Source organism: Clostridium estertheticum (assembly GCF_018861295.1).
GTDB lineage: Bacteria > Bacillota > Clostridia > Clostridiales > Clostridiaceae > Clostridium_AD > Clostridium_AD estertheticum_D.
This window is the reverse complement of sequence record NZ_JAHLDM010000018.1, coordinates 27791-53869: the sequence shown is the minus strand read 5'-3', so window position 1 is coordinate 53869 and position 26079 is coordinate 27791. Positions and strand designations below refer to the sequence as shown.

The following is a 26079-nucleotide window of genomic DNA, read 5'->3' as shown; positions in this document are numbered from 1 at the left end:
TCGCAGAAGATGAAAGCAGCTTCGCAGAAGATGAAAGCAGCTTCGCAGAAGATGAAACTACTAGGAGATGATAACATGGCAGTAAATATTTCAAGTGAGGTACAAAAGTTGCTTTATTATGCAATAAATAAGCAATTAATAACTCAAGAGGATTTAATATATACCAAAAACAGACTTCTAGAAACTTTATCTTTAGATGAGATTAAGGAAGAAAATATTGAAGATAAAGAATATGAAGTGCAACAAGTTTTGGATAATATAAATTTGTGGGCGTGCGACAATAAAGTAATAAACGATGATGGCATAATTGCTAGGGATTTATTTGACACAAAAATAATGGCTTGTTTAATAGGAAGACCATCAGAAATAATAAAAGAATTTAAAAGGCTTTATAAGGAAAGTCCAAGAAAAGCAACGGATTATTTTTATAAATTAAGTATAAGTTCAAATTATATAAGATGGGAAAGAGTGCAAAAGGATTTAAAATGGAAAGTAGCAACAAGTTATGGAGATATAGATATTACTATTAATTTATCTAAACCTGAAAAGGATCCAAAAGAAATTGCTAGAGCTAAAAATTTAAAATCAAGTGCTTACCCTTCCTGTTTGCTTTGCAAAGAAAATGAGGGTTATGCAGGTAGAATAAATCATCCAGCTAGAGGGAATCATAGGCTTATACCTGTTATATTAGATAAAGATAAATGGTTTTTACAATACTCTCCTTATGTTTATTATAATGAACATTGTATAATATTAAATGGTGAACATGTGCCAATGAAAATATGCAAGGAAACATTTAAAAGGTTACTAGATTTTGTTGAGCAATATCCACACTATTTCGTAGGATCTAATGCAGATCTTCCTATAGTTGGAGGCTCAATATTAAGTCATGATCATTTCCAAGGTGGAAACTATGAATTTGCTATGGCAAAGGCACCTATAGAGGAAGAATTTAATGTTAAAGGATACGAGGGAGTAACAATTGGTAGAGTTAATTGGCCTATGAGTGTTGTTAGAATAAATGGTAAAGATAAGGAAACACTTGTAAAACTTGCAGATCACATTTTGAAAGTTTGGAAGAATTATTCTGATGAGAGTGTTTCCATAAGTGCATTTACGGGTGAGGCTGCTCATAACGCAATAACACCTATAGCCAGAAGACGAGGAGAATCATACGAGATAGATTTAGTTCTAAGAAATAATAGAATATCAGCTCAGTATCCAGATGGAATTTTCCATCCTCATAAGGAGTTACATAACATAAAGAAAGAAAATATTGGACTTATCGAGGTTATGGGACTTGCAGTTTTACCAGCAAGATTAAAAACAGAGATAAAAGAGCTAAGTTATTATTTAGTAAATAATAAAGACAAAGACATCTTTAGGGAACTAGATAATAAAGAAGACCTTATAAAACATAAAGAATGGGCAATAAAGCTCACTCAAAAATATTCAGATATTAATGAAAAAAACGTTGATGAAATATTAAAAAAAGAAATAGGTATTGTATTTTCAAAGGTCCTAGAACAGGCTGGAGTATTTAAAACAGATGTTAAAGGAAAACAAGCTTTTAATAAATTTATTAATAGTTTATAGAAAAATGGTTTAAAACATTTCAAAAGGTAATTAAAGAGTGGATTATACAATAATTCACTCTTTAATGACATTTCAGTAGGAAAGTCTCCTACGTCTATAAATGTATGTTAACTACTTTAGAATAAATAAAACTTAAGTGGAAGTATAGTTTTCCTTATGAAGTCTTAATATGCAACTCCGTCGGAGATGATTTAATCATAAATTAGAGAAATAAGATTTTAGTATTGTCAAAATAACGAAAAAGCAAGTGAGTGTGAAATTAATGGTAACAATAAAAGATATAGCAAATAGCGCTGGAGTATCAATTGCTACTGTATCCAGGGTATTAAACTTTGATGAGAAATTAAATGTAACGGATATTACAAAACAAAGGATATTTCAAGTTGCTGAGGAATTAAATTATGTTAAAAAAAATGATAAAAATATTAAGAAAAGTACATTTAAAGTAGCTATAGCAAATTGGTACACTGAAAAAGAGGAAGTACTAGATCCATATTATTTATCTATAAGATTAGCTGTAGAGAAAAAATGTGCTAGTGAAAATATAGAAGTGGTAAAATTATCACCGCTTTTTAATATAGGCTTAAAAGAAGTAGATGGAATTATAGCTATTGGCAAATTTGGGATTAGAGAACTGGAAAAGCTTAAAACAGTATCAGAGAATATAGTATTTGTTGACTCATCACCACAAAGTGATGTTTATGATTCTGTAGTATGTGATCTAAAGTATGCAACTATTAATATATTAAATTATTTAGAGAAGCTCGGACATAAAAATATTGGCTTTATTAGTGGAATAGAATACATTAATGATGGTAAAGATATTTTTGTGGATAGGCGTGAGAGAACATATAAAGAAGAAATGCAGCTTAGAGGAATAGATTACAAAACTAATTTGTACATAGGTAAATTTACGCCACAAAGTGGTTATGAGCTAATGAAAAAGGCATTAGGAGATAAAAATGATATAACGGCTTATATAGTAGCTAATGATTCTATGGCAATAGGCGCTTATAGAGCTATAAGTGAAGCTAGTCTAAGAATACCAGAAGATATAAGTGTAATATCATATAATGATAATATAACATCACAGTTTATAGTACCTCCATTAACTACAGTAAAAATATATATGGAGTTTATGGGAGAAACTGCTGTAGAGTTAATAATTGAGCAGTTAAAAGAGGAAAGAGAAATACCTAAAAAAGTAGTTATACCAACAAAAATCATAAAAAGAGGTAGTTGCTCGCAAATTAAAACCAATTCATAGAGTAGTTTACTTTTTAAATAAGCCGTACCCTCCAAATAAATTAGGGTACGGCTTATTGTATATATAGTTTGATTATTCTTCTTTTAATGTTTTTATAATTTCATTAAGTGTGTCTTCTTCACCCACACCAGTTAGCAGGGATATAGCTGGTATTATATGAACATTCATTTCTGATACATCAAATGTACCTGTAGTTACTAATAAATCATAATCTGGGACTATTGACTGAACATCTGTAAGTTTACAGGGAGTTATAATTACATCTATACCTTCCTTTTTACAAATTTCTTTGATTTTAACTGCAACTACAGTTGAGGTTGCTATTCCAGTTCCACAAGCTACTAATATTTTTTTCATTTTAAATTCCTCCTAAGTTATGATAATTGTTTATTATTAATTAAATATGGTTTTAATGTATTTAAAACTTCCTCAATTGAGGAAGCATTAACAAGTGATTTTAATGCTTCAGGATTTTTAATAAGCTTAACTATTCTCTGTAACATTTCAATATGACCGTGAGGTTCTTTTAGAGCTAGCATTATAATAATTTGTACATTTAGTTTAATATTACTATCCCCCATAGATCTAAATTCTACTGGACTTTTAAGGATACCTATAGATAAGGCCGCCTTATTTACTAAAGTATGAGTGGCATGAGGTATAGCTATTTTAATATCTACTGAGGGTAGAGCAGTAGGATACTTTTTTTCCCTTTCTATAATAGCTATTTGATATTCTTTTTTTACATAACCTTTTTCATATAGCTTTGAGGATAAAAAATTTAAAGCTTCTATACTATTTGAAAATTTTAGATCCCTAAATACAAAAACGTTTTCGTAACATAATTCCAAGTTCACGCCGCATCATCCTAACATAGTTTTACCGTAAAGGTATACATGATATAATTTAATCTACAAATCAATTATATAGTAAAAATAAATCTATAACAAGCAATTTTATTAAAATAATTAGTACAAATATAACCTAATAATTACATAAAATTCATGTTTTTAAATTTAAGATGTAATTTATAGTTAATTTATATACTTTTATGTAAAATAACTAGGATAAATTTTTGATTTAACAGTTACTAAAGGAGGCAAAGGATTTATTTAATGCAGTGTGGCAATTGGAGTCCTTGAATCCCACTTTATTTTAATCATTATTAATAATATTAACATTTCTATCTATTGGAAATAATAATTCAACTTTAGTTCCTTTATTTATCTTTGATTGAATATTTAATAATATTCCTAATTTACTGCATAATTTTTTACACAAATATAATCCCATACCTGTACTTTTGCCAAATCGTCTGCCATTTTCTCCTGTAAATCCTTTTTCAAACACTCTCTTTAAATCTCTATCAATTATTCCTACTCCATTATCTTCTACTATTAAAACTACTGAATTATCTAATTTCTTTGTATAAATATTTATTTTATTTTCTTTTCCTTTACAATACTTAATTGAATTCCCAACTATCTGATTTAAAATAAATTCAATCCACTTTTCATCACTATATATAAATTCATCAATATTATCTAATTTTAAATTTATCTTTTTACTAATAAAATCTGTTGCATTCTTATTTATAACCTTTTGTATAATTGAGGATAATACTATCTTTTTTATAATATAATCATTTGAAACCTCGTCACTTCTTGAATAATATAATACTTGTTCCACAAAATTTTCTATCCTATTCATTTGATTATTAATTATGCGCGTTGTTTCAGTTATATTATTCTCCATTAATAATTTAGATGACGCTATTGGAGTTTTTATTTCATGAACCCACATCTCTATATACTCTTTATACTCTTCTTTAATATTTCTATAATATTTTACATGTTCATTCATATCTCTACCTAGCTCTTTTAATATATTATTTATTTCAGCTCCAACTACAAACTCTGCCTCTTTCACCACTTCAGGTAATAGATACTTTTGATCTAAATTATTAATAATACTTTTTAAATTGTTAAAGTACTTTTTATATCTTAAATAATCTATTAACATATAAGTTAACAATGGTACAAACCATATAAAAAATATAATAAAAATTATACCTAAATTTTCATCTACAAAATATATAAATGCAAAAACTATAATAAACGCTATTAAGTTAATTCCTAAAATTACTTCATTATTTTTTAAATAATCTAATATTTTCATGATATTATATATCCTAATCCTCTTCTTGTTTCTATAACACTTTCTAATCCTGCTTCTTCCAATTTTTTACGAAGTCTCGTTATATTAACCGTTAATGTTCTATCATCTATAAAATAATCTGACTTCCATAACTGTTCCATAAGTAAATCTCTAGATATAATTTCACCTTTATGAATTATTAAATATGAAAGTATTTTTACTTCATTTTTAGTTAATTCAATTTCTTTTCCATCATATAGAAGTGTAGCATTTGATAAATTAACTTGAAAATCTTTACAAGTTAACACACTACTAGGTTCCTTATTACTACTTCTTTTTAATAAAGCAGATATTCTTGCCATTAAAATTTGAATATTATAAGGCTTTGTAACAAAATCGTCTGCACCTAAATTCATACTCATTAATTCATCCATATCACTATCTCTACTTGTCACAATAATTATTGGTACATTTGATTTTTTTCTAATTTCTCTACATATATAATACCCATCAAAAACTGGTAGATTTATATCTAGTAAAACTAAATTAGCATTTTCATTTATAATACTTTCTACTATATTATCAAAATATAGTGGCGCTATTATTTTATATCCATACTTAGTTAAAATTTTTTCTAATTCTTCTCTAATTATTTCATCATCTTCAACTATTATTATTTTTTCCATTAATATTTTCTCCTTATTTGTTATATCTTTTACTATTTGTTTTTTATAGTAAAAAATCTATTTAAAGTATACCTTAAATAGATTTTAATTACTTAAATATGTTATTTAACTACAAACTTTATTTCTTCTGTTTTAAATTCTGATTTACTTTTAATTTTTATTTGTACATGATAACTACCAATTTTTAGACCTTCTCCCTTAGTTATACTTGAAACAAAACCTCCCTCATTATTCCTATTTACTTTTTCTGTTTTTATTGGATTTTCATTGCCTTCACCATTATACCATGTTATTTCAGCTTCTTTTATAGATCTTTTTTTTGCTACAGCTTCATAATAAATTTTCTTTATACCTGATGGAAATTGATTTGTTTGTGCCATATGAATTTCATCATCGTTACACATTATTTCCCCCGAAACACCTATATTACCAAAATTATCAGCACCCATTTCAAATCTAAAATTTCTAAAAAATACTCCTGCTACTATCAAAGTAACTACTACAGTTACACAAATTATTATCTTTTTCATAATATATTTCTCCTAAACTATTTTATTTTTCACTATACTTTTATATCCTGAATAAGTGACATAGAAGTAAATTATATATATAGTTATAAATATAATCGCAGTTACAATATATGATCCCCCTACGTTTGGTTTATTATTGTTTAATATAAATCCACTAGCAACTTTTATACCTATAACTGAATGAACTATAGCTAATATAACTGGAATACTAAAATAAACCAAAGTTTGTGTAAATATTGTTTTATTTATATCTTTTATATTAACTCCTAATTTTTTCAATGAAACATACCTCTCTATACTATCACTTGCTTCACTTAATTGCTGAAGTGAAAGAACTGCCATACTACTTATTAAAAATACTATTCCTACATAAATTGCAATAAACAATGCTTTAGTTGTCATACCTACGCTACTATCATAAGTAGCAATTTTACTAGTTGAAAATAAATATCCTATTTTATCATAACCACTTGAATTATTATGTAATTTTATCATATTATTAAAATTATTTTCTTTTTCTCTTTTGCTATCTCCTCCAAAATTAATATCTACATTGCTTGAATATACAGTCATACTATCACAAATTTCATGATTTGCTATTACAGTAAATGGAATATATGATTTATCACTTTTTAAGCTTTCTTGAAGGAATTCTTTATTTTTTATATTAAATTCTTTTCCTTGGATTATTATTGTATCATTATTTTTCATATATCCGTTTATCAAAGGCACCATATTAGGTGAATTAGATACTATTAATATTTCATTATCTTTTAAATTTACTGCATTCTCTTTCTTTAATTCCTTAATTTTATTGTAATCAGAAGTTTTTACATATACTATATTAGAATCATCATACTTATTATTATCATCTGGAATTATGATATCAGATATATTACTTCCATTTTTATACTCATTGTAATAAACAAATTTATCATCATTATCAAATTTAATCTTCATGTATTGAAATGCTTCTTTTATATAATTAATACTATTTTTTTTATTTGAATATAAAGTTGCAGATGTATCAAAAGGTGTAAATATTTCATTTTCGGCTTTCAATGATTCCTTGAAGCTTAATCCTGTAGATAATGTAGTTATTGTTGTAAATAGCATTAAACATATAATTGACATTGAAATAAAATTTGTATTAACTTTGCTGTTAATTTGTTTTATTGTGAATATATTTAGTCCTTTAAAATAAATTTTCTTATTTTTTTTAATTATAAATAAAATAAATCCTGATAAACTAAAGAAAAATAAAACTGTTCCGATTACGCCTAATACTATTGATTTAATTAATATAATGTTATCTCCATTTAGTCCATTCTTTAAAATTAAATTATATGCTATTCCCAAAGAAATTACTGACAAAATAAATTCTACTATATATATAAATTGATTCTTAAATTTTACTTCCTCATTTTTTCTTCCCACTGTTAATAAATCAATTATTTTATACTTAGAAATTATTATAGAGTTTAACATAATGGCAAGTACAAACATTATTCCAAAAGATATAATTGTTTTTATCATTGCTTTCATAGATATTACAAAGGTATATCCAGACATTTTAATATCAAATATTTTTGAAATTAAAATTGACAATCCCTGGGAAGCTATAATTCCTAAAAATAATCCACTTATAAACGAAAATACTCCAACTATTATTGTTTCTATCATTAAAATTTTTAGAATTTTAATTTTTGACATTCCAAGAGTCATATAAATTCCTAGTTCTTTATTTCTTCTTTTTACCAAAAAGTTATTAGCATATAAAATAAGTCCACCTAAAATAATAGACACAAATACAGATGCAATAGATATTAAACTCATAAATGATTTCATATATAGCGGATCTGCACTTGCCACTTCATTTAATGCCTTTTGTGACTCAATAGAGTTAAAGCTATAAAATATACAAACTGATAATGCTAAAGTTAAAAAATATACACTATAATCTCTAAAACTTTTTTTAACATTTTTTAATGCTACGTTAAAATACATTATTATCGTCACCTCCTAAAAGTGTAATAGTTTCAATAATTCTATTAAAGAATTCCTTTCTTGAATCACTTCCTCTTACTAATTCGGTGAATATTTTACCATCTTTAATAAATAATATTCTATGCGCATAACTAGCTGTAAAGGCATCATGAGTTACCATTAATATAGTTGCATTTAAATCTTTATTTAGATTTCCAAATCTTTCAAGTAATAACCTTGCTGATTTTGAATCTAATGCTCCTGTTGGTTCATCTGCTAAAATTAATGATGGCTCAGTTACTATAGCCCTAGCAGATGCTACTCTCTGCTTTTGTCCTCCAGACATTTGGTATGGATATTTATTTAATACTTCTTCAATATCTAAATATTCTACTACTTCTTTTACCTTTTTATCTATAGCAGAAATTTTCTCTCCTTTTATTGATAATGCTAATGCTATATTTTCATAAGCAGTAAGTGTATCTAGTAAGTTAAAATCTTGGAATATGAATCCTAATTCATTTTGCCTAAATTTATCTAATCCCTTTGATTTTAATCTTGTAATATCTTTATCATTAATTAGTATCTTTCCTGTAGAAACTGTATCTATTGTTGAAATACAGTTAAGAAGCGTTGTCTTCCCACTTCCACTTGGCCCCATTATCCCAACAAATTCTCCTCCATCAACTTTAAAACTTATATTATCGATAGCTTTTGTAATGTTATCTTTGTTTCCATAATATTTTTCTATTTTTTCAACATTTAATATATTTTTCATTTTAAATTTCCTCCTTGATTTTTTTTATTATAAACATACTTTACTTTTTTAGTATAAACATATTTCACTTTTTTAGATATCGATTTATATGTCATTTATATTTCATTTTTGTAGTATAAAAATAAGCGTCAAACCTTACCAATCTTCTTAATTACATGTATGCATGAAAAACTATAAACAAAAACCCCACACCTTCAATTGAAGGGGGGATTAATTTATGCTTTTGCACTATATAATTTTTCAGCCTCTGTTTCAGCTTCATCAAATAAGAAATTAAGCTGATCAATATCTGTTTTTTCACTAGAGGTTCCAAAACGTTTTTGTTGGTTCAATTGAAATTGTTATTTGTACCAATTAAGCTTAGCAGTTAGTTCCTAAATCTGAAACTCTTGCTTAAAGCACCGATTTTTTAGGTCATCTAATGTATGTTCTCAAAATAAAGTCGGAAATAAATATAGAGAAAATAAGGGAATGTTTAGAGGCTTACGACGATATTTAGTAGATTAATTAAAAAATGAGCAATAATCAAAGAAACAATTATTGCTCATTTATATTATATTATCTAGATTACTGTAGTAGAGCAAGGCTCTAAAACAACAATTTTGTTTCCTAATTTATGGTTTTTCCAATTAAATACTACACAGGAATCTAATTTAGGATCATACATATTAACAGCTTCATCTTTTAGAAACATTTTAAGATTAAATGCTGTATATATGAAAGCTGCTTTTTTCTTATTAACGCTTGTGTATTTTCTCATATTAATTAATCCTGAAGCAGTACCAGCTAAATGAAATGATGGATCATAAAGACTATTACGACTATCAGATACAATTAATTTTACGTTTTGTCTAAGTTTTGACATAAGTTGCCTTATGAGACTCATACCACGTCCTTGAGGAAGGTCTATGTCTGTTATTCCAAAACTTAAACTCTCACAAACTTTACTCCATAATTCCCTATCACATTCTTTATCAATTTCTAAACAATCACCAAGAGTTATAGACTCAAGATATCGAAGATCATGAAAAACGTTACAATCTTCTATAAGATCACAAAAATCAATTATAACAGGTTTATCTTCAGTTATAATAATATTATCTCCTTGAAAATCTCCGTGTGCGTACGAAGTAAGACAAGTTACAGTTAAATCATCCCAAACATTTTCATTATTAAAATAATAATATGGGTTAGGGAGTATAACGTCAGTTCCATCTAAAGATATCCATTTTATGTTTTTATCTACCCCAATTGCTTTAAAAGCTTGTACATATTTATCGTCCATGTATCTATATGAAAGTTCATTTTTAATGATTTCCATTGGAGAAATGAATTTTTTTACATGCTCTTTATTCCAAGTAAATAAAAATTTAGTAATTGACGATATTATACTATCTTTAAGTTCATCTTCATTTAAAATTTTGTCCAAAAATGTCTCACTATTGTATATATCATCTCCTGCTAAGTCATATAAGTTAACATATAATATAGCCTTATTCTTGTCTTGAATTTTATAACTAGCTATAAGTTTGGCAATATACTTTTGCATATTGTTAGTTGATGCTAATTCATAGGCTTTTTGAAATACCTCTCCTTCATTACGTTTAGTTACCTTTAAAATACCTACACGATTTGCGGGTCCATATTCAACCATAAATACTCCAGCCTCAGAACGACCACTTTTGAATGTTTTTAATACTTGAAAAGGAGCAGTTTTATCTTTTGTTTCTTCACCTATTTTATTTATTTGATTTATTACATCTACAATTTTCATATATTATCTTTAGTTTGCAAGATACTTTAGTACTAAAAGTACTATACTCACTAAATTAATCACTTCCTTTTTTATATACTTTTTTCTATATGTTATTTTCTTATATAGTCTTTCTTAAATAAGACTAATTAAATATATTATATTATAAGCACAAGGATTACACAATTGATTAAGCAAAATTAAATACACTAATATTTTCAAAAATAACAAATGATACTAGTTGTTATTTTTAGCTGGTTATCTTACAGAATTGTAAGATTAATTTTTTATTTGTAAGTGAAGTGACATGGAGTGCAAGGAAGACCAGTTGTATAATATGGTTATAGTGATTTTAAAAAAATAAATACGTGTAGTGATGCTACGCGAGATGTAATGAGGAGAGATATAAATGGAGATTTTAAAGGTTAAAAATTTAAATAAAACATATGGCACCGGAGAGAATAAGGTGGAGGCACTTAAAAATATAAATTTAATAATTAATAAGGGTGAGTTTGTAGCAATTGTTGGCGCATCAGGTTCTGGTAAAAGTACACTTCTTCATTTGCTCGGAGGACTTGATAGACCAACCTCTGGAAATGTGGTTATTGATGGAGAAAGTATTTATGATTATAAGGAAGAAAAACTTGCAGTATTTAGACGTAGAAAAATAGGTTTTGTGTTTCAGTTTTATAATCTACTTCCTATTTTAGATGTAGAAGAAAATATAGCTCTTCCAGCATTACTCGATAATGATAAAGTTGATAAAGTTTATTTAGAGGAGTTAATCAAGGTGCTTGGTCTAAGCGAGAGGAAAAATCACCTTCCATCGGAATTATCAGGTGGACAACAACAAAGGGTATCAATTGGTAGAGCTGTATTTAATAAACCATCAATAATACTTGCAGATGAACCAACAGGAAATCTTGATACTAAAAATTCAAAAGACGTTATGGAATTATTAAAGATTACTGCTAGAAAATATAATCAAACACTAATACTTATTACACATGACCTTAATATAGCAAATATGGCTGATCGTGTCATTACTATTGAAGATGGTGAAATAACTACGGATAAAAATTTGAAAATTAATTAGGGGGGAGGGAAAACATGATAACTAGTTATAAACAGCTTACAGGAAAATATTTAAAGAAAAATAAGAAAAGAACGGTGCTTACGATTATTGGAATAATGCTATCAGTTGCACTTATATCAACAATAGGACTTTTCTTTAAAGGAATGCAGGATGCCGAGATACAAGATGCAATTAATAGTGGTGGTGCTTATCATATAGCATTTCAAAAAACAAATAATAAACTAATTTCTAAAATAGTTAATAATCCTAAAGTCTCAAGGTTTGGATTCTATACTATGAGTAAAGAAATAAATATAGGCGATAAAGTAAATGTTAATATAATAACAGCAACAGATAAGGCATTAGAACTTTTCCCTTTTAATGCAAAGGTAGGTAGACTACCAGAAAAACAAAATGAAATTGTTATGGAAAAGTGGGTCTCATTACATATTGATAAAAATGCTAAAGTTGGGAAAAAAATTAAGGTTAATAATAAAGAATATACTCTTGTAGGAATACTAGAGGATAATGCACAAAATCAAATAGAGGGGAATGGAATAATTTTATCAAAGAATAATAATATTAACAAAGAGAATGCAGGGCTACTTGTAGAAATAAGCTCTAAAACAAACTTAAAAACTGCAGTAAATGAATTAAAGCAGTTAGGTGAGAAAAATTCTGTTAAGGAAAATGCTTATTTGCTACAAATGCTGGGAGCAGGAGATGAAAGTTCAGGTTTCGGAGGTTTATATATAGCGCTCGCAATAATAATTGGAATAGTTTTAATATCAACTATAGCAGTAATATATAACTCATTTCAAATAAGTGTTGTGGAAAGAATTAAACAGTTTGGTCTCTTAAGAGCAATTGGAACCACACCAAGGCAGATTAGAAAGATTGTGCGAAGAGAAGCAACAATACTAGCAGCAATAGCTATTCCGCTAGGGTTAATATGTAGTCTTATAGCTATAAATGGAATAATTTTAGCATTCAAATTAATAGGTGCAGATTCAGTTATTCCTATAAAAATTTCAATATCACCTATGGTTTTAAGCATAAGCGCAGCGGTTGGGATTTTTGCAATATATATGTCTGCACTAGTACCAGCATATTTTGCAGGTAGGATTTCACCACTTAATGCTATAAGTGGTAGAACATCAATAACAAAGGAGAAAATAAAGAGAAGAAAAAATAGAGTTATTCAAAAAATATTTGGATTTGAAGGATCACTAGCTGCTAAAAACATAAAGAGAAATAAAAAAAGATATAGAATAACTGTTTTTTCTGTAGTGATAAGTGTTGTGTTATTTGTTACATTTAAATCATTCATGGATATGTCACTTAATATATCAAGTGATCTTAATGAATCAAAGAATATTCACTTCTCGGTTGTGGGAGATGATCAATATACAAGTGAAAAATCAAACATAGATAATAAAATAGAAGATGATATTAAAGCACTAAGGTCAGTGGACAAAGTTTACAATATATACGAGTCATATTTTTTCAATGCAGCAATGAATAATAGCAGTGGTGTTAAAGAAATTGAAAACATGGGAGATGTATACAAAAAAACTAATTTTAATGGAGTAGACAAAACCTTAATTGAAAGTTCTATTAGGATATATGATAAGAATTCTTTAGAAGTTTCTAAAAAATATCTAAAGTCTGGTAATATTAATATAGAAAAACTAAATAATGAGAATGGAGTAATATTAGTTGGTAAAAATAGACTGTATGATCAAAAAACAAATAAAGAATATTTTGGCCCAATAGCAAATACAAAAGTAGGGGATGAGATAGATCTTGAGTTTAACACATTTAAACAGGGTGAATCTAATAAAGAAAATGCCGAATTTGGTAAGGGAAAGGTTAATAAGGTAAAAGTTATGGCAATTCTTGAAAATGAACCTTTTACTTTTACATCAAGTGGATTAAAAATAATTACAACAAAGGAAATGGGAGAAAAATTAATAGGTAAAAAAGAAATTAAGCCTTCCAAGTTAAATATAGTTCTCAAAGATGTAAAAAGCGAAGATACGTCTAAAACTGAAATAGATTCTGCCATAAAGGCTAATGCTTCTCCTCTAATGGTAATAAATAATATAGACGACAACAGGACTAGTAAATCTACAATATTAATGGTTAAAATATTATTGTATGGATTTGTATTGGTAGTTTCCTTAATAGGCAGTGTTAATATTGTAAATACGTTAACAACTAATATTATCCTTAGAAAAAGAGAGTTCGCTACATTAAAATCAATTGGTTTGACTCAAAAGGGGTTAAAGAAAATGATAGTGCTTGAAGGGCTTCTGTATGGAGTCGTTGGTGCAGTTTATGGGTCTATTGTAGGAACTGGGATATCATACCTACTATTTAAATCGATGGGGGATTTTAGAGAATTTGGGTGGATGGTTCCTTGGCAGGCAATTGGTATTGCAACAGCAGCATCTCTAATTATTGGATATATATCTGTATTATCACCATTATCAAGAATTAAACAATCAAATTTAATAGAATCAGTAAGAGAAGATTTTTAGAAAATTTATGAACTTAATTTCAAATCTGTTTTTGTTTAGTAGATTTTAGAGATGTATTACGTAGCAAATTAAACATTTAAGTAACATTTTTCCATTGGTTTATGTTAATATAATATTGTCACACAATATTCATAAACATAAGGGGGAACTTATTAAAATGAAAATTAAAAGACGTATATTTACATTGTCATTGATCATGTTAATATGTACATCATCAATGACAGCTCTAGCTACAAACAATACACCATTAGAAAAATTGACAACAAAATCTGTATATGGCTTACTTCCAGAAAATTTAAGGACTAAAACCAGCGAATTAGGATTAAAGAAAGGTAATAGAAGTAAGGCTAAAAGTTTTTCAACAAGCGATTATGTAGATACGAAATTAGTTGCAGAGGAAAAAGCTTTCCATATGACTACTGATTACGATAGTTTAAGTGTACAATATGCGTTAATAGATAATGGAAAAATTGTGTTATCTGGTAATTCAGGTGTATATTCAAAAGAAAATACTAAAGCATTAACAGCTCACAGTATGTATGGTATAGGATCAGTTAGTAAGATGTTTGTAACAACTGCCGTAATGAAATTAGTAGACTCGGGTAAAATTAAATTGGATACTCCAATTACGGAATATATTAAAGAGTTTAAAATGGCAGATGACAGATACAAGAAGATTACAGTGAGAATGTTGTTAAATCATTCATCAGGCTTAATGGGATCTAGTTTTTCCAATACACTTCTTTTTGGAGATAATGATACATATTCCCATGCTACTTTTTTAGATCAATTAAAGTTTCAACGCCTAAAAGCAGAGCCAGGTGCGTACTCGGTATACTGCAATGATGGTTTTACACTTGCTCAAATCTTAGTGGAGCATGTGACAGGAATTGATTATACAACCTATATAACAAATACTTTTGCTAGTCCTCTTAAAATGGAGGATACTAAAACACCAGTTAGTGAATTTGATAGAGATAGATTAGCTAAGACATATTATAGTGGGATTTCTAGTTCTTTACCAGCAGAAAATTTAAATGCTATTGGTGCTGGTGGTGTTTATTCAAGTGCAGAAGATTTATGTACTTTTGCAACAACATTTACTAAAAATTCAAATGGAATCCTTTCACAAAACGCCATAAAAGCAATGGAGAATAAGGAATATTTAAATGGTATTTGGACAGACGATACCGATAATACATTGGGTTATGGATTAGGGTGGGATAGCGTAAATCTTTATCCATTTAATTTGTATAATATAAAGGCATTATCAAAAGGCGGGGATAGTATTTTTTATCACAGTAATTTGACTGTTTTACCAGAACAAAATATGGCAGTGGCTGTTGTAACGTCTGGTGGAAGTAGTAGCTATAATCAGATACTTGCTCAAGAAATACTCCTTGCTGCATTAAAAGAAAAAGGTGTAATTAGTAAAATTAAACAAGATAAGACATTTGCTGCACCAGAGAAAACAACTGTTCCAACAGAGGTGGTGAAAAAATATGAGGGCTTATATATATCACCTTCAGCATTTATTGATATCAAAATTGATAAAACAGGTACATTAAGTTTATCGTATCCTCAGGCACCAGAATATGGGACACAAACTCTTGTTTATACAAAGGATGGAACTTTTGTATCCAGCGAAGGGTCGGCAAGCTTAAAATTTGTAGAAGAGACAAATGGAAAAATATATATTAAACAAACTGGTTATCAAAGTTTGAAGTTGCTAGGCCAAACAACATCAAATTTGTATATAGCACAAAAGGAGAATGTAAATAAATTAACAGATAGTGTTTCAGAGGCTTGGGCAAAAAGGGAGGGTAAGAAATATTTTTTATTAGATGAGAAATACTCCTCAATATATATGTTGTCATGCCCCAATGTACAAGTTAGTTTTACGAAAGGGCTTGAAGGATATTTTGGGTTAAATAAAATTGTAGATAATAATTCAGCTGTTGCCATATTAGATGGGCCAGGAATATTATCACGTGATCTAGTGGACTATACATTTTATAAAAAGGATAAATTTGAATACCTAAGTAAAGGTGGTTTTACTTATGTTGAAGAAGATGCAATTGAAACTTTTCCAACAAAAAATAAATTTACATGTACAATTAATAAAGAGGGATATGCTAGATGGTATAAAATAGGTGATCAATCAACTGACAAGGAAATTACTGTAAAAATACCAAAAAAGGCAGCGTTTGTTGTTTATAACAGTAAGGGAGTTTTAGTGAATAATTCTCTAATTACAGGGACTGAAAAAGTTACATTACCTAAAGATGGAAGAATCGTATTTTTAGGTGATGCACTGGCTGAGTTTAATATTGAATATAAGGAATAAGGGAGAAAAAAGTTGATCCAGGTAGAGAAGATTATTAATAATCTTCTCTATTTTTGGAAAAATTTACACCCCAGGGGTGAGGGAGGAACAAATTGAGTAGATTATTATTAGTTGAGGACGATGAATCATTGGCACTTGGCATAGAATTTTCTCTAAAAGATGGGGGATATGAAGTTTTTAGAACATCCACAGTAGAAGGCGGAAGGGACTTATTTCATAGAGAACCATTTGATTTGATTTTATTAGACGTTAACTTGCCAGATGGAAACGGATATGAATTATGTAAGTACATAAGAGGAAGTAGTGATGTTCCTATAATATTTTTAACAGCTCTTGATGATGAGGTTAACATAGTCCAAGGTCTTGAAATTGGTGGAGATGATTATATAACAAAACCTTTTCGTGTAAGGGAACTTTTATCAAGAATAAAGGTTGCTATAAGGCGGAACTCTAAAAATATCTCTATAGAAAGCTTTATGAAAAGCGGAAGCATATTTGTTGATAATATAAAAGGAACAGTAAGAAAAAATGGGGAAGTCATAAATCTAACGGCTCAAGAATACAAGCTTTTATTAATATTTATGAATAAACCTAATGTTTTGATGAGGAGAGATGAGATATTGAGTGAATTATTAGAAGGGGATGATCCTTTTTTTGATGAAAATACATTATCAGTTTATATTAAAAGAATAAGAGATAAAATAGAAGATATTCCAAGGCAGCCAGAGTATATAGTAAATAAGCGTGGACTAGGGTATAAATGGAATAAAGATGTGGGGTAGATGTATGAAGAAATATTTTATTAATTCAGAACTTAAAATAAGTACGGCTACTTTATTAGTTATAATGACTTTGTTTTTAATCATTACATCCTTAAGCTTAAAATCACATCATGATAACCTAAAGAATGATTACATAAAAAGTTTGGGGGCAATTGCTGAAAGGGTAGTAGCGAAAGACCCTAAAATGGAGAAAGAAATCATACCTCTTATTACAAAAGAGGTTTCAAAGGAAGAGGCTACACAGGGAAGAACTTTTTTAAAGGAGTATGGTCTAACGGAGAATTTAGAGGATCAACTGTTTCCATATGTTAACACAACTATTATAAAAAACAATTACTTAATTATATTAATCTTTATTTTTATGGCAACTGTATTATTTGTACTCAATTATTTTCAATATAGTTTTTTCTATAAAAGGATAAGGCAATTAACCCTTGCTGCAAAAAATGTAGTTGAAGGAGATTATGACATAGCTATTAATGAAAACTTGGAAGGGGATTTTTCAAAACTAGTAAATTCATTTAACTCTATGAGAGGGATTATTAAAAGTAATTTAAGTGAGCTAGGACTAGAAAAACAATTTTTAGTAGATTTATTGTCTGATATATCACATCAGTTAAAAACTCCATTATCATCAGTAATTTTATATAACGATATTATGGTTACAAAGGAGCTTACCCCTAAGCAAAATGAACTATTTTTATTAAATAATCAAAACCAGCTTGAGAAGATGAATCGGCTAATTAAAAATTTACTTAAGCTTGCAAAGCTCGATGCTAAAGCCATAGAAATTGTAAAAGAAGAACAAAGTTTAAATGGAACGCTGCATGATTCAATAGAGGCATTAGAAAGTAGAGCAATTGAATGCCAGGTTAAGATTATATTTAATGAAAAAGAAGAAGTAGAGTTTAATCATGATGTTTTGTGGCTTCAAGAGGCACTTATTAATATTATTAAGAATGGTATAGAACATACGAAGCCTGGTGGAAATATAAAACTTACGCTTATGGAAAACCAATTATATACAAGGATTACAATAGAGGATACAGGAGAAGGTATGACGGAATTTGATTTGCCAAATATATTTAAAAGGTTTTACAAAGCAAAGACCGCAAGGCGGAGTGACTCTATTGGAGTAGGACTATCCATTTCAAAATCTATAATTGAAGCACATAATGGAATAATTGAGGTACGAAGCAAGTTAAACATAGGAACAAAATTTATTATTACTTTTATTAAATTCTAACAAATATTTATAATAATTTCCAGGTTGACATTGTTAACGTTCTAGTGTACTATTAATATAGTTCACTAGAACGTTAACAACATGGCGAAAGGAGATAAAAAAATGGTTACAGAATTTAATGACAAGTCGCCTATATATCTACAAATTATGGACATTATAAAAATGGATATAGTTATAGGAAAACTAAAATCAAATGACAAATTACCGTCAGTAAGAGAAATGGCAATGAACATGAATGTAAATCCCAATACTCTTCAGAGATCTTATCAAGAACTTGAAAGACTTGGAATTGTTTATACCCAAAGAGGCACAGGGACATTTGTGGTGGAGAGTAAAAATATGGTAGATGATTTAAAAAGAGAAATGGCAAAGGAAGTTATAGATTCTTTTATACTTAGAATGAGAAACCTAGGCTTTAATGACAATGAAATAATTAAATCTGTTTCCGAAGAAACTATGGAGGTAAAATAAAATGGATAATATATTAGAAGCAAAAGAAATACGCAAATCATATCTAAATAAAAAGGCATTACGTGGGGTAAACCTAAATATACCACTTGGAAAAATTGTAGGACTTCTTGGACCCAATGGTAGTGGTAAAACTACGTTCTTAAAAATTGCAGCTGGAATATTACATCAATCTAAAGGCGAAATACTAATAGATGGTCATATACCTGGTGTCCATACAAAGTCGATAGTTTCCTATTTGCCTGATAATGAATACCTTTTAAAGTGGATGAAAGTAAAGGATGCAGTGAAATATTTCAAGGACTTTTATTCTGATTTCGATGAGATAAAAGCAGATGAATTATTGGTCTTTATGAATCTTGATAAAAACGACAATGTAAAGAGCTTATCAAAGGGAATGAAGGAAAAGTTAAAACTTTCATTGGTATTGTCAAGAAAAGCTAAGCTTTATATACTTGATGAACCACTGGGGGGTGTAGATCCCACAGCTAGAGAAAAGATACTTAATGCTATAGTTAATAACTTTAGTAAAGATAGTTCCATGATAATTACTACTCATCTTGTAAATGATATAGAACGAATTTTTGATGACGTAGCATTTATATCTGAGGGAGAGATAGTGCTAGAGGGAAATGCAGAGGAATTACGAATGAGCAGGAAAATGTCAATCGATGAATTATATAGGGAGGTATTTCAGTAATGTTTAAACTTGTAAAATATGAATTAAGAGCAAATTTTTTAACCATAATGGGAAGCTGTATAGTTGTGATAATTGCTAACTTGCTTCTTATGGCAAAGAAAAGTTCATGGGGTGATGTAGTTGTTGGATTATCTGGTTGCTTAATTATTGCTACCATAATAGTCATATTTATATCTTCATTAAATATCATGAGCAAATATTTGCATAATGACTCAGGTTACTTATTATTTACGCTACCCCAATCTGGCATGTCAATAATAACATCAAGGCTGTTAGCTTCACTCATTCAAATATCAATTATTGTTGCTGTATCTTTTTTGATGTCTTATTTGACGCTAACAGACAAAATAGACTTTAGTTTTTTGGCGAATATTAAGCCTGGTCTAATATTATATAGTATAATTAATTATGTATGGGCAATTATTTACTTTTTAACTATTATATACTTTTGTATGGTTATCGGAAAAATAGCCTTAAAGGGTAAAAAATTAGGCAAAATAGGTTCTTTTGTAATTTTTATAATTTTATCTATAGTAATAATTTGGTTATCTACTAAAATTACAAATTTATTGCCTCAAAACTTGAATTTGAGTGATTTTTCGGTAAATACGACTAGTGTATTGGATTTTGGTACTACAGCATCAGATGCAGCTTTTAATATTAATATAGCTGGTGCTATATTTGATATTATTGTTTTTATTGGTTTATTTATGAGCACTTCTTATCTAATAGATAAGAAATTAGATCTTTAATATTACTGGAATAGTACTTAGGGTTTGTTTAGCAGTCAATTTATAGTTTTATATAAATTGACTGCTATAATTTTTTGTATTGAAATTATTAGTTTGAATTATATTTTAACTTGAATTCAATTTTTGTATTTTTTAAACTACAAACAGCAAATAATTTGCATTAAATTGTACTATTATGTAGACAGATATGAAACTTTTATCACCCCTTTATATTGTACTCTAAACTAGACTACCACTGGCTTTAAAAAAATGGAAAATTTTTAAAAGGACATTGCATAGCATTAATAAACATTGTATAATGTAGAAAAATGTATGTAATATATAATTAAGTAATAGTTAGAAATATACATTGAAAATGTGGAATATTGGTCTTAAAACAAACAAAAATTAGGCGAGGTTTCAGATGAAGTTATGCATATATGCATAGACGAAAACATTATATAGTGTAGTTAATAAAGGGGTATAGCCAATGAAGAATATGGCAAAAAAAAGATTGGGAGATTTACTAATTGAATCTGGAAAGATAACTTCAGAACAACTTAATAAAGTACTCAGAATGCAGCAAGGTAATGGAAAAAGGTTAGGAGAACTTCTTATTGAAGATGATGCTTTAACCGAAGAAGATATTTTAGAAGTTCTAGAACAACAATTAAGCATAAAAAGAGTACGCTTAGATATGGAAGAGATAGATCAAAAAGTTGTTCAATTAATTCCAGAAGTTATTTCAAAAAAGTATAACTTAGTTGCTTTTGGTATAGAAGACAATAAAATAAAGGTTGCCATGTCTGATCCTTTAAACATATTTGCGATAGATGATGTTAAGATATCTTCAGGTTTTAATGTTGAAATATTTATTGCATTAACAAAAGATATTAAAAATGCAATTGATGTATATTATGCTAGTCAAAGCGCTAAGAAAGCTGCTGACGATTTATCGAAAGCTCAGGGAACAAAGGTCGATACGGAAGATAATAAAGCACAGTTAGATGATATAAAAAGCGCTCCAGCGGTTAGACTTGTTGATTCTATAATAAGTGATGCAATAAAGCTAAAAGCTAGTGATATCCATATAGAACCTTTTGAAAGTTATATAAAAATAAGATACAGAATAGATGGTACATTAAAAGAAATATCTAAATACAATAAAGATATATTTAGTGCGTTTATAACTCGTATAAAAATACTAGCAGAATTAAATATTGCAGAAAAGAGAATACCACAAGATGGTAGAATTTTAACAATTGTAGATAATAAGAAGGTAGATTTGCGGGTATCAACATTGCCGACAATTCATGGTGAGAAGGTTGTTATCCGGGTATTAGATAGAGAAAATTTCTTGGTTGGTAAAGAAAAACTTGGTATGAACGAAGATGACTTAGAAAAAGTAGCAAGAATACTTAAAAATCCATATGGAATAATTCTAGTCACAGGCCCTACAGGCAGTGGAAAATCAACTACACTATACACTCTATTAAGTGAATTAAATGATAATAGTAAGAATATTATAACAGTAGAGGATCCTGTAGAATACGTAGTAGATGGAATAAATCAAGTAAATGTAAATCCCAAAGCAGGACTAACCTTTGCATCTGGTTTAAGGTCAATTTTAAGGCAAGATCCTGACGTTGTTATGATAGGTGAAATAAGGGATAATGAAACAGCAGAAATTGCTACAAGAGCATCTATAACTGGGCATATAGTGTTAAGTACAATACACACTAATGATGCGCCTTCAGCAATTGTAAGACTTATAGATATGAATATACAACCTTATCTAGTAGCTAGTGCTATAGCAGGAATTATATCTCAAAGACTTGTAAAAAAAATATGTCCAATGTGCAAAGAAAGTTACGTTGCCTCTGATTTTGAAAAAGAAATCCTAAACATTCACTCAGCGGAGGAGTTACTTATTCACAAAGGTAAGGGATGTGGACACTGTAACAATACTGGATATTCAGGAAGAATAGGTGTATATGAAATAATGGAAGTAACCCGCACACACAGAGAATACATAATGCGTAACGCTAGTGTAGATGAGATAAGAGATATAAGTATAGAAAAAGGGATGAAAACGCTAAAAACATCATGTACTGATTTAGTGTTAAAAGGAATGACAACGGTCGAGGAACTGGTTAAGATAACGTTCTTGAAAGAATAGGGGGGAGTAAGTGCCTACTTATAAATATAAAGTTATGGACCATAAAGGTCAAAAAATAGAAGCAATATTTAAAGCTAATAGTAAAAATGAAGTGTTAGCCATGATAGAGGACAATAATTATTATCCAATAGAAATTAAAGAAGTATTAGAACGTGAGCAGAAGGATTTATTTGAATCCTTCGAGAAGGTTAAAACAAAGGATTTATACATTTTCTGTAGACAATTTTACACAATGATAAACGCAGGTGCTAACATTGCGAATGCTTTGGATGTTTTAAAAAAGCAAACTGAAAATAAAAAACTTAAGAAAAGCTTATACGAAGTTCATGATGATTTGCAAAAGGGGGTCTCTCTTTCAGACTCACTTTCAAAACATAAAGATGTGTTTCCCGATTTACTTATAAATATGATAAATACAGGAGAAGTCAGTGGTAACCTTGATACAATAATGAATAGAATGGCATCCCATTTTGAAAAAGAAAATAAGATAAATAACCAACTTAAGAGTGCTATGGTTTATCCAATGGTACTCGGATGCTTATCAGTTGTAATAGTAATTTTCCTTTTAACATTTATAATGCCTACATTTACAGGGATGTTTACAAGCTCGGGGGTAGCATTACCAGCACCTACGAGAATAATTATGGGAATAAGTCAATTTATACAAACTAAATGGTACATTTTAATTGCGGTTATTGGTGGAGCGATTTATGGTATGAAGAGTTATGTCAAAACTCCACAAGGTAGATTATCAATAGATGGATTAAAATTGAAATTGCCAATAATTAAAGATATTACAGAGAAGGCAATAGTATCTAGATTTACTAGAACTTTATCTACTGTAATTGCTAGTGGTGTACCTTTGGTACAAGCACTAGAAGTAGTTCAAAAGGTAGTTGGAAATAAAGTAGCAGAAAATGCTTTAGAAAAAATCAAAGAAAAAGTAGTAAGAGGGGTATCTTTGGCGGAAGCATTAGGAGTAGAAGCAATATTCCCAGAAATGTTACATTCTATGATAAAAATTGGAGAAGAATCCGGTTCACTAGATGATATATTAGACAAGACAGCAAATTTTTATGATGAGGAATTAGAGACATCACTAAAAAAAATGACCACAATGATAGAGCCACTTATGATAATAGTAATGGGAGTCATTATAGGATTTATAGTAATTGCTATGATGCTTCCTATATTTGATATGACGAAGACAGTTCAGTAATAGTTTGATTAATATGATAAAACTACAAAAAAAAGGCATGAAAATTATAATTTGAGCAACCTGAAGATTTGGTAGTTTTATCATTATTATATATCTAAAATACTAATTTATAAGGGGGAATTATTAATGGAAATTAGCTTAAGGAGAATGGATGCAATTAAGAAAAAGAAGAGGAAAGGTTTTACATTAATTGAGCTTATTGTTGTTATTGCAATTATTGGTATTTTGGCTGCGATAATGATACCAAAGTTATCCGGCTTTCAGGATAAAGCAAGAAGAACCCAAGTGGTTACTGATGCACACCAAGTAACTACTGCTATTGAGTCGTTATTAACTGAATCTTCAACTGGCACTATTGCAGGGGCAACTGTAATGGATATTACCACTGCTACTAATGGCTCAGATAAAGTTTTAAAAATGGCTGGTATTACTGCTGGTGCTGCTGCTGAGAAAACAATATCATATAATAGTGATGGTAGTTTTATTCTAACAGAAAAAGTAAATGGAAAAACATATACTGCTAATAGAACAGCAGGATTAGCTCCGGTTGTTAGTGATGGGGTGCAAAATTAAAGTTCAACCCTTGGGGTGAAACAAAGCCCCACGAGACTCACAAACAAACTGTGGATGAAAATATTATATTAAACAAAGAGTCAGCAATAAATCCTGTTGATAGACCAATTTACTTTGGACAATAATTCATCATAGCAAACCAAAACTTCCACTTCTTGTTGCCACCTTAGGGTACGTAACAAGAAATGGGGATACATATTAAGCAGCACCTAAGGTGCTGGATTAACGACTTCAGAAGGGAATTTATACTGCCACGTAACTTTTATTTTTTATAGGGGTAGCTAACCCTGTTTATAAAAGTGGCGATTTTCCTTCTGAAATGTCGTTAAATACTTTAACTAAATAAACTAAAAAAGAGGTGACTACTCATGTTCAACTCAAAAGTCTTATCCATAGATATAGGCTCACAAAATACAAAAATAGTTTTAGGAACACAGCATAGAAAAAATGTTACTATAGAAAGAGCCATTACTATAATTACACCAGAAGGATGTTATAATGATGGAAATATTTTAGATGTAGCCAAATTAAAAGATGAAATTTTAGAGGTTTTACAAACAAAAAATATAAAATGTAAAAATATTATTATCACGACAAAAAGCACAACAGTTATAACTAGAGACATTGACATTCCTGTAGCAAAAAAAGAGGATATGGATTCTATAATAAAGTTTCAAATGGAAAGATATTTACCAATTAAGTTTGATGATTACATAATGCAATATAAGATATTAGAAGAGTTTGAAGATGAGAATATAAAGCAGGCAAAATTTGCAGTAGTAGTATATCCTAAAATAATGGTGGATGGATATTATAATTTGATAAAGGAATTAAATGGAAGTGCAGTAGCGCTAGATATAAGTTCAAATAGCATTAATAAGTTATTTGTTGATAATATACAAGTTAACGATGAAAATTACAGCTTAGAAGATACTGTTGCAGTTATAGATTTGGGACATGATTTTACAAATGTGAATATAATTTCGGATGGTAATGTGTTGTTTACTAGAATTATTAATTATGGTGGCTCTCATATAGATGTAGATATTGCTAAGCAATTATCTATTTCAGAAGAAGAAGAAGCAGAGGATCAAAAATTTAAAAATTGTAATTTAGAAAGGGAATCTCTAAGTGATGTGCAAAGTTCAATGGTAAATGATATTGCGAAAGCACAAGTAAGAAATTGGATTCGTGAAATAGAGAAATTACTAAATTATTATAAAAATAAAAAACAAGGAAATAAAATAGACAAAATATATATTTATGGAGGAAGTTCAAATCTTAAAGGTGTAGAAATGTTTATGAAAGACGTTGTAAACTTACCTGTTACTCAAATTCATAGCTTAAGTAATGTAAATTGCTCTAAAATAAATGCAGCTAACGTAGATTCAGCTAGAATTGATGAGGAATTAAGCAAATATTTGAATGCTATAGGAGCGATAATAAGACTGAGGTAGGTGGGA

At 28.8% G+C, this 26079-nt stretch carries 23 protein-coding genes; 14 read left to right on the top strand and 9 right to left on the bottom strand.

Annotated features, from left to right (window positions below):
• Window positions 1–75 precede the first annotated feature (75 nt).
• A complete protein-coding gene (gene galT / locus KPL54_RS16810) occupies window positions 76–1596 on the top strand; it encodes a UDP-glucose--hexose-1-phosphate uridylyltransferase (protein WP_216107703.1) in 1521 nt (506 codons plus the stop codon).
• Between the two features lie 262 nt (window positions 1597–1858).
• A complete protein-coding gene (locus KPL54_RS16805) occupies window positions 1859–2863 on the top strand; it encodes a LacI family DNA-binding transcriptional regulator (protein WP_216107659.1) in 1005 nt (334 codons plus the stop codon).
• Between the two features lie 72 nt (window positions 2864–2935).
• Here the strand turns inward: KPL54_RS16805 and KPL54_RS16800 are convergent, their stop codons facing one another.
• From KPL54_RS16800 to KPL54_RS16760, 9 genes are all read right to left on the bottom strand, one after another.
• Window positions 2936–3220: a PTS sugar transporter subunit IIB gene (locus KPL54_RS16800; RefSeq protein WP_216107658.1), complete on the bottom strand. Its 285-nt coding sequence runs from the start codon at window positions 3218–3220 to the stop codon at window positions 2936–2938.
• 17 nt (window positions 3221–3237) lie between these two features.
• Window positions 3238–3720, bottom strand: coding sequence for a PTS sugar transporter subunit IIA (locus KPL54_RS16795; protein WP_216107657.1), 483 nt, complete (start codon window positions 3718–3720; stop codon window positions 3238–3240).
• A gap of 298 nt (window positions 3721–4018) precedes the next feature.
• Window positions 4019–5041 carry a sensor histidine kinase gene (locus KPL54_RS16790; protein WP_216107656.1) on the bottom strand — a complete coding sequence of 341 codons (1023 nt, stop codon included), beginning with the start codon at window positions 5039–5041 and terminating at the stop codon, window positions 4019–4021.
• Window positions 5038–5706 (bottom strand): response regulator transcription factor, encoded by a 669-nt coding sequence (locus KPL54_RS16785; protein WP_216107655.1) that lies wholly within the window; start codon window positions 5704–5706, stop codon window positions 5038–5040. The genes KPL54_RS16790 and KPL54_RS16785 overlap by 4 nt, the downstream gene beginning before the upstream one ends.
• 101 nt (window positions 5707–5807) lie before the next feature.
• On the bottom strand, window positions 5808–6236 hold the full coding sequence (locus tag KPL54_RS16780; protein WP_216107654.1) for a hypothetical protein: 429 nt from the start codon (window positions 6234–6236) through the stop codon (window positions 5808–5810).
• A gap of 12 nt (window positions 6237–6248) precedes the next feature.
• Window positions 6249–8243, bottom strand: coding sequence for an FtsX-like permease family protein (locus tag KPL54_RS16775; protein ID WP_216107653.1), 1995 nt, complete (start codon window positions 8241–8243; stop codon window positions 6249–6251).
• Window positions 8233–9000 carry an ABC transporter ATP-binding protein gene (locus tag KPL54_RS16770; protein WP_216107652.1) on the bottom strand — a complete coding sequence of 256 codons (768 nt, stop codon included), beginning with the start codon at window positions 8998–9000 and terminating at the stop codon, window positions 8233–8235. The genes KPL54_RS16775 and KPL54_RS16770 overlap by 11 nt, the downstream gene beginning before the upstream one ends.
• A gap of 215 nt (window positions 9001–9215) precedes the next feature.
• On the bottom strand, window positions 9216–9332 hold the full coding sequence (locus KPL54_RS26845; protein WP_216107651.1) for a transposase: 117 nt from the start codon (window positions 9330–9332) through the stop codon (window positions 9216–9218).
• A 230-nt stretch (window positions 9333–9562) separates the two neighbouring features.
• Window positions 9563–10774: a hypothetical protein gene (locus KPL54_RS16760; protein ID WP_216107650.1), complete on the bottom strand. Its 1212-nt coding sequence runs from the start codon at window positions 10772–10774 to the stop codon at window positions 9563–9565.
• Between the two features lie 388 nt (window positions 10775–11162).
• Here KPL54_RS16760 and KPL54_RS16755 point away from each other — a divergent pair, with 388 nt between their 5' ends.
• The 12 genes from KPL54_RS16755 (at window position 11163) to pilM (ending at window position 26073) form a co-directional block, all read left to right on the top strand.
• Window positions 11163–11849 (top strand): ABC transporter ATP-binding protein, encoded by a 687-nt coding sequence (locus KPL54_RS16755; protein WP_216107649.1) that lies wholly within the window; start codon window positions 11163–11165, stop codon window positions 11847–11849.
• A 14-nt stretch (window positions 11850–11863) separates the two neighbouring features.
• Window positions 11864–14371, top strand: a complete 2508-nt coding sequence (locus tag KPL54_RS16750; RefSeq protein ID WP_216107648.1) for an ABC transporter permease — start codon at window positions 11864–11866, stop codon at window positions 14369–14371.
• Between the two features lie 157 nt (window positions 14372–14528).
• Window positions 14529–16718 (top strand): serine hydrolase domain-containing protein, encoded by a 2190-nt coding sequence (locus tag KPL54_RS16745; RefSeq protein WP_216107647.1) that lies wholly within the window; start codon window positions 14529–14531, stop codon window positions 16716–16718.
• A 92-nt stretch (window positions 16719–16810) separates the two neighbouring features.
• On the top strand, window positions 16811–17500 hold the full coding sequence (locus tag KPL54_RS16740) for a response regulator transcription factor (RefSeq protein ID WP_216107646.1): 690 nt from the start codon (window positions 16811–16813) through the stop codon (window positions 17498–17500).
• 4 nt (window positions 17501–17504) lie between these two features.
• Window positions 17505–18746, top strand: coding sequence for a sensor histidine kinase (locus KPL54_RS16735; RefSeq protein ID WP_216107645.1), 1242 nt, complete (start codon window positions 17505–17507; stop codon window positions 18744–18746).
• 102 nt (window positions 18747–18848) lie between these two features.
• The gene (locus tag KPL54_RS16730) at window positions 18849–19217 is read left to right on the top strand and encodes a GntR family transcriptional regulator (RefSeq protein WP_216107644.1); all 369 of its coding nucleotides are present in this window, start codon (window positions 18849–18851) and stop codon (window positions 19215–19217) included.
• A 1-nt stretch (window position 19218) separates the two neighbouring features.
• A complete protein-coding gene (locus KPL54_RS16725) occupies window positions 19219–19914 on the top strand; it encodes an ABC transporter ATP-binding protein (RefSeq protein WP_216107643.1) in 696 nt (231 codons plus the stop codon).
• Window positions 19914–20666: a hypothetical protein gene (locus KPL54_RS16720; RefSeq protein WP_216107642.1), complete on the top strand. Its 753-nt coding sequence runs from the start codon at window positions 19914–19916 to the stop codon at window positions 20664–20666. The genes KPL54_RS16725 and KPL54_RS16720 overlap by 1 nt, the downstream gene beginning before the upstream one ends.
• Before the next feature lie 469 nt (window positions 20667–21135).
• Window positions 21136–22824, top strand: coding sequence for a GspE/PulE family protein (locus KPL54_RS16715; protein WP_375372999.1), 1689 nt, complete (start codon window positions 21136–21138; stop codon window positions 22822–22824).
• Between the two features lie 10 nt (window positions 22825–22834).
• The gene (locus KPL54_RS16710) at window positions 22835–24043 is read left to right on the top strand and encodes a type II secretion system F family protein (protein WP_216107641.1); all 1209 of its coding nucleotides are present in this window, start codon (window positions 22835–22837) and stop codon (window positions 24041–24043) included.
• Between the two features lie 126 nt (window positions 24044–24169).
• Window positions 24170–24616 carry a prepilin-type N-terminal cleavage/methylation domain-containing protein gene (locus KPL54_RS26575; protein WP_290444452.1) on the top strand — a complete coding sequence of 149 codons (447 nt, stop codon included), beginning with the start codon at window positions 24170–24172 and terminating at the stop codon, window positions 24614–24616.
• A 368-nt stretch (window positions 24617–24984) separates the two neighbouring features.
• A complete protein-coding gene (gene pilM / locus KPL54_RS16700; RefSeq protein WP_216107640.1) occupies window positions 24985–26073 on the top strand; it encodes a pilus assembly protein PilM in 1089 nt (362 codons plus the stop codon).
• Window positions 26074–26079: the final 6 nt, after the last annotated feature.

Excerpts from the sequence above, each read along its gene's own strand:
- KPL54_RS16715 (WP_375372999.1), top strand. The coding sequence starts at position 21,136 with ATGAAGAATATGGCAAAAAAAAGATTGGGAGATTTACTAATTGAATCT.
- KPL54_RS26575 (WP_290444452.1), top strand. The coding sequence starts at position 24,170 with ATGGAAATTAGCTTAAGGAGAATGGATGCAATTAAGAAAAAGAAGAGG.
- KPL54_RS16745 (WP_216107647.1), top strand. The coding sequence starts at position 14,529 with ATGAAAATTAAAAGACGTATATTTACATTGTCATTGATCATGTTAATA.
- KPL54_RS16770 (WP_216107652.1), bottom strand. The coding sequence starts at position 9,000 with ATGAAAAATATATTAAATGTTGAAAAAATAGAAAAATATTATGGAAAC.
- galT (WP_216107703.1), top strand. The coding sequence starts at position 76 with ATGGCAGTAAATATTTCAAGTGAGGTACAAAAGTTGCTTTATTATGCA.
- KPL54_RS16725 (WP_216107643.1), top strand. The coding sequence starts at position 19,219 with ATGGATAATATATTAGAAGCAAAAGAAATACGCAAATCATATCTAAAT.
- KPL54_RS16735 (WP_216107645.1), top strand. The coding sequence starts at position 17,505 with ATGAAGAAATATTTTATTAATTCAGAACTTAAAATAAGTACGGCTACT.
- KPL54_RS16800 (WP_216107658.1), bottom strand. The coding sequence starts at position 3,220 with ATGAAAAAAATATTAGTAGCTTGTGGAACTGGAATAGCAACCTCAACT.
- KPL54_RS16805 (WP_216107659.1), top strand. The coding sequence starts at position 1,859 with ATGGTAACAATAAAAGATATAGCAAATAGCGCTGGAGTATCAATTGCT.
- KPL54_RS16780 (WP_216107654.1), bottom strand. The coding sequence starts at position 6,236 with ATGAAAAAGATAATAATTTGTGTAACTGTAGTAGTTACTTTGATAGTA.
- KPL54_RS16790 (WP_216107656.1), bottom strand. The coding sequence starts at position 5,041 with ATGAAAATATTAGATTATTTAAAAAATAATGAAGTAATTTTAGGAATT.
- pilM (WP_216107640.1), top strand. The coding sequence starts at position 24,985 with ATGTTCAACTCAAAAGTCTTATCCATAGATATAGGCTCACAAAATACA.
- KPL54_RS16730 (WP_216107644.1), top strand. The coding sequence starts at position 18,849 with ATGGTTACAGAATTTAATGACAAGTCGCCTATATATCTACAAATTATG.
- KPL54_RS16750 (WP_216107648.1), top strand. The coding sequence starts at position 11,864 with ATGATAACTAGTTATAAACAGCTTACAGGAAAATATTTAAAGAAAAAT.
- KPL54_RS16760 (WP_216107650.1), bottom strand. The coding sequence starts at position 10,774 with ATGAAAATTGTAGATGTAATAAATCAAATAAATAAAATAGGTGAAGAA.
- KPL54_RS16720 (WP_216107642.1), top strand. The coding sequence starts at position 19,914 with ATGTTTAAACTTGTAAAATATGAATTAAGAGCAAATTTTTTAACCATA.
- KPL54_RS16785 (WP_216107655.1), bottom strand. The coding sequence starts at position 5,706 with ATGGAAAAAATAATAATAGTTGAAGATGATGAAATAATTAGAGAAGAA.
- KPL54_RS16775 (WP_216107653.1), bottom strand. The coding sequence starts at position 8,243 with ATGTATTTTAACGTAGCATTAAAAAATGTTAAAAAAAGTTTTAGAGAT.
- KPL54_RS16755 (WP_216107649.1), top strand. The coding sequence starts at position 11,163 with ATGGAGATTTTAAAGGTTAAAAATTTAAATAAAACATATGGCACCGGA.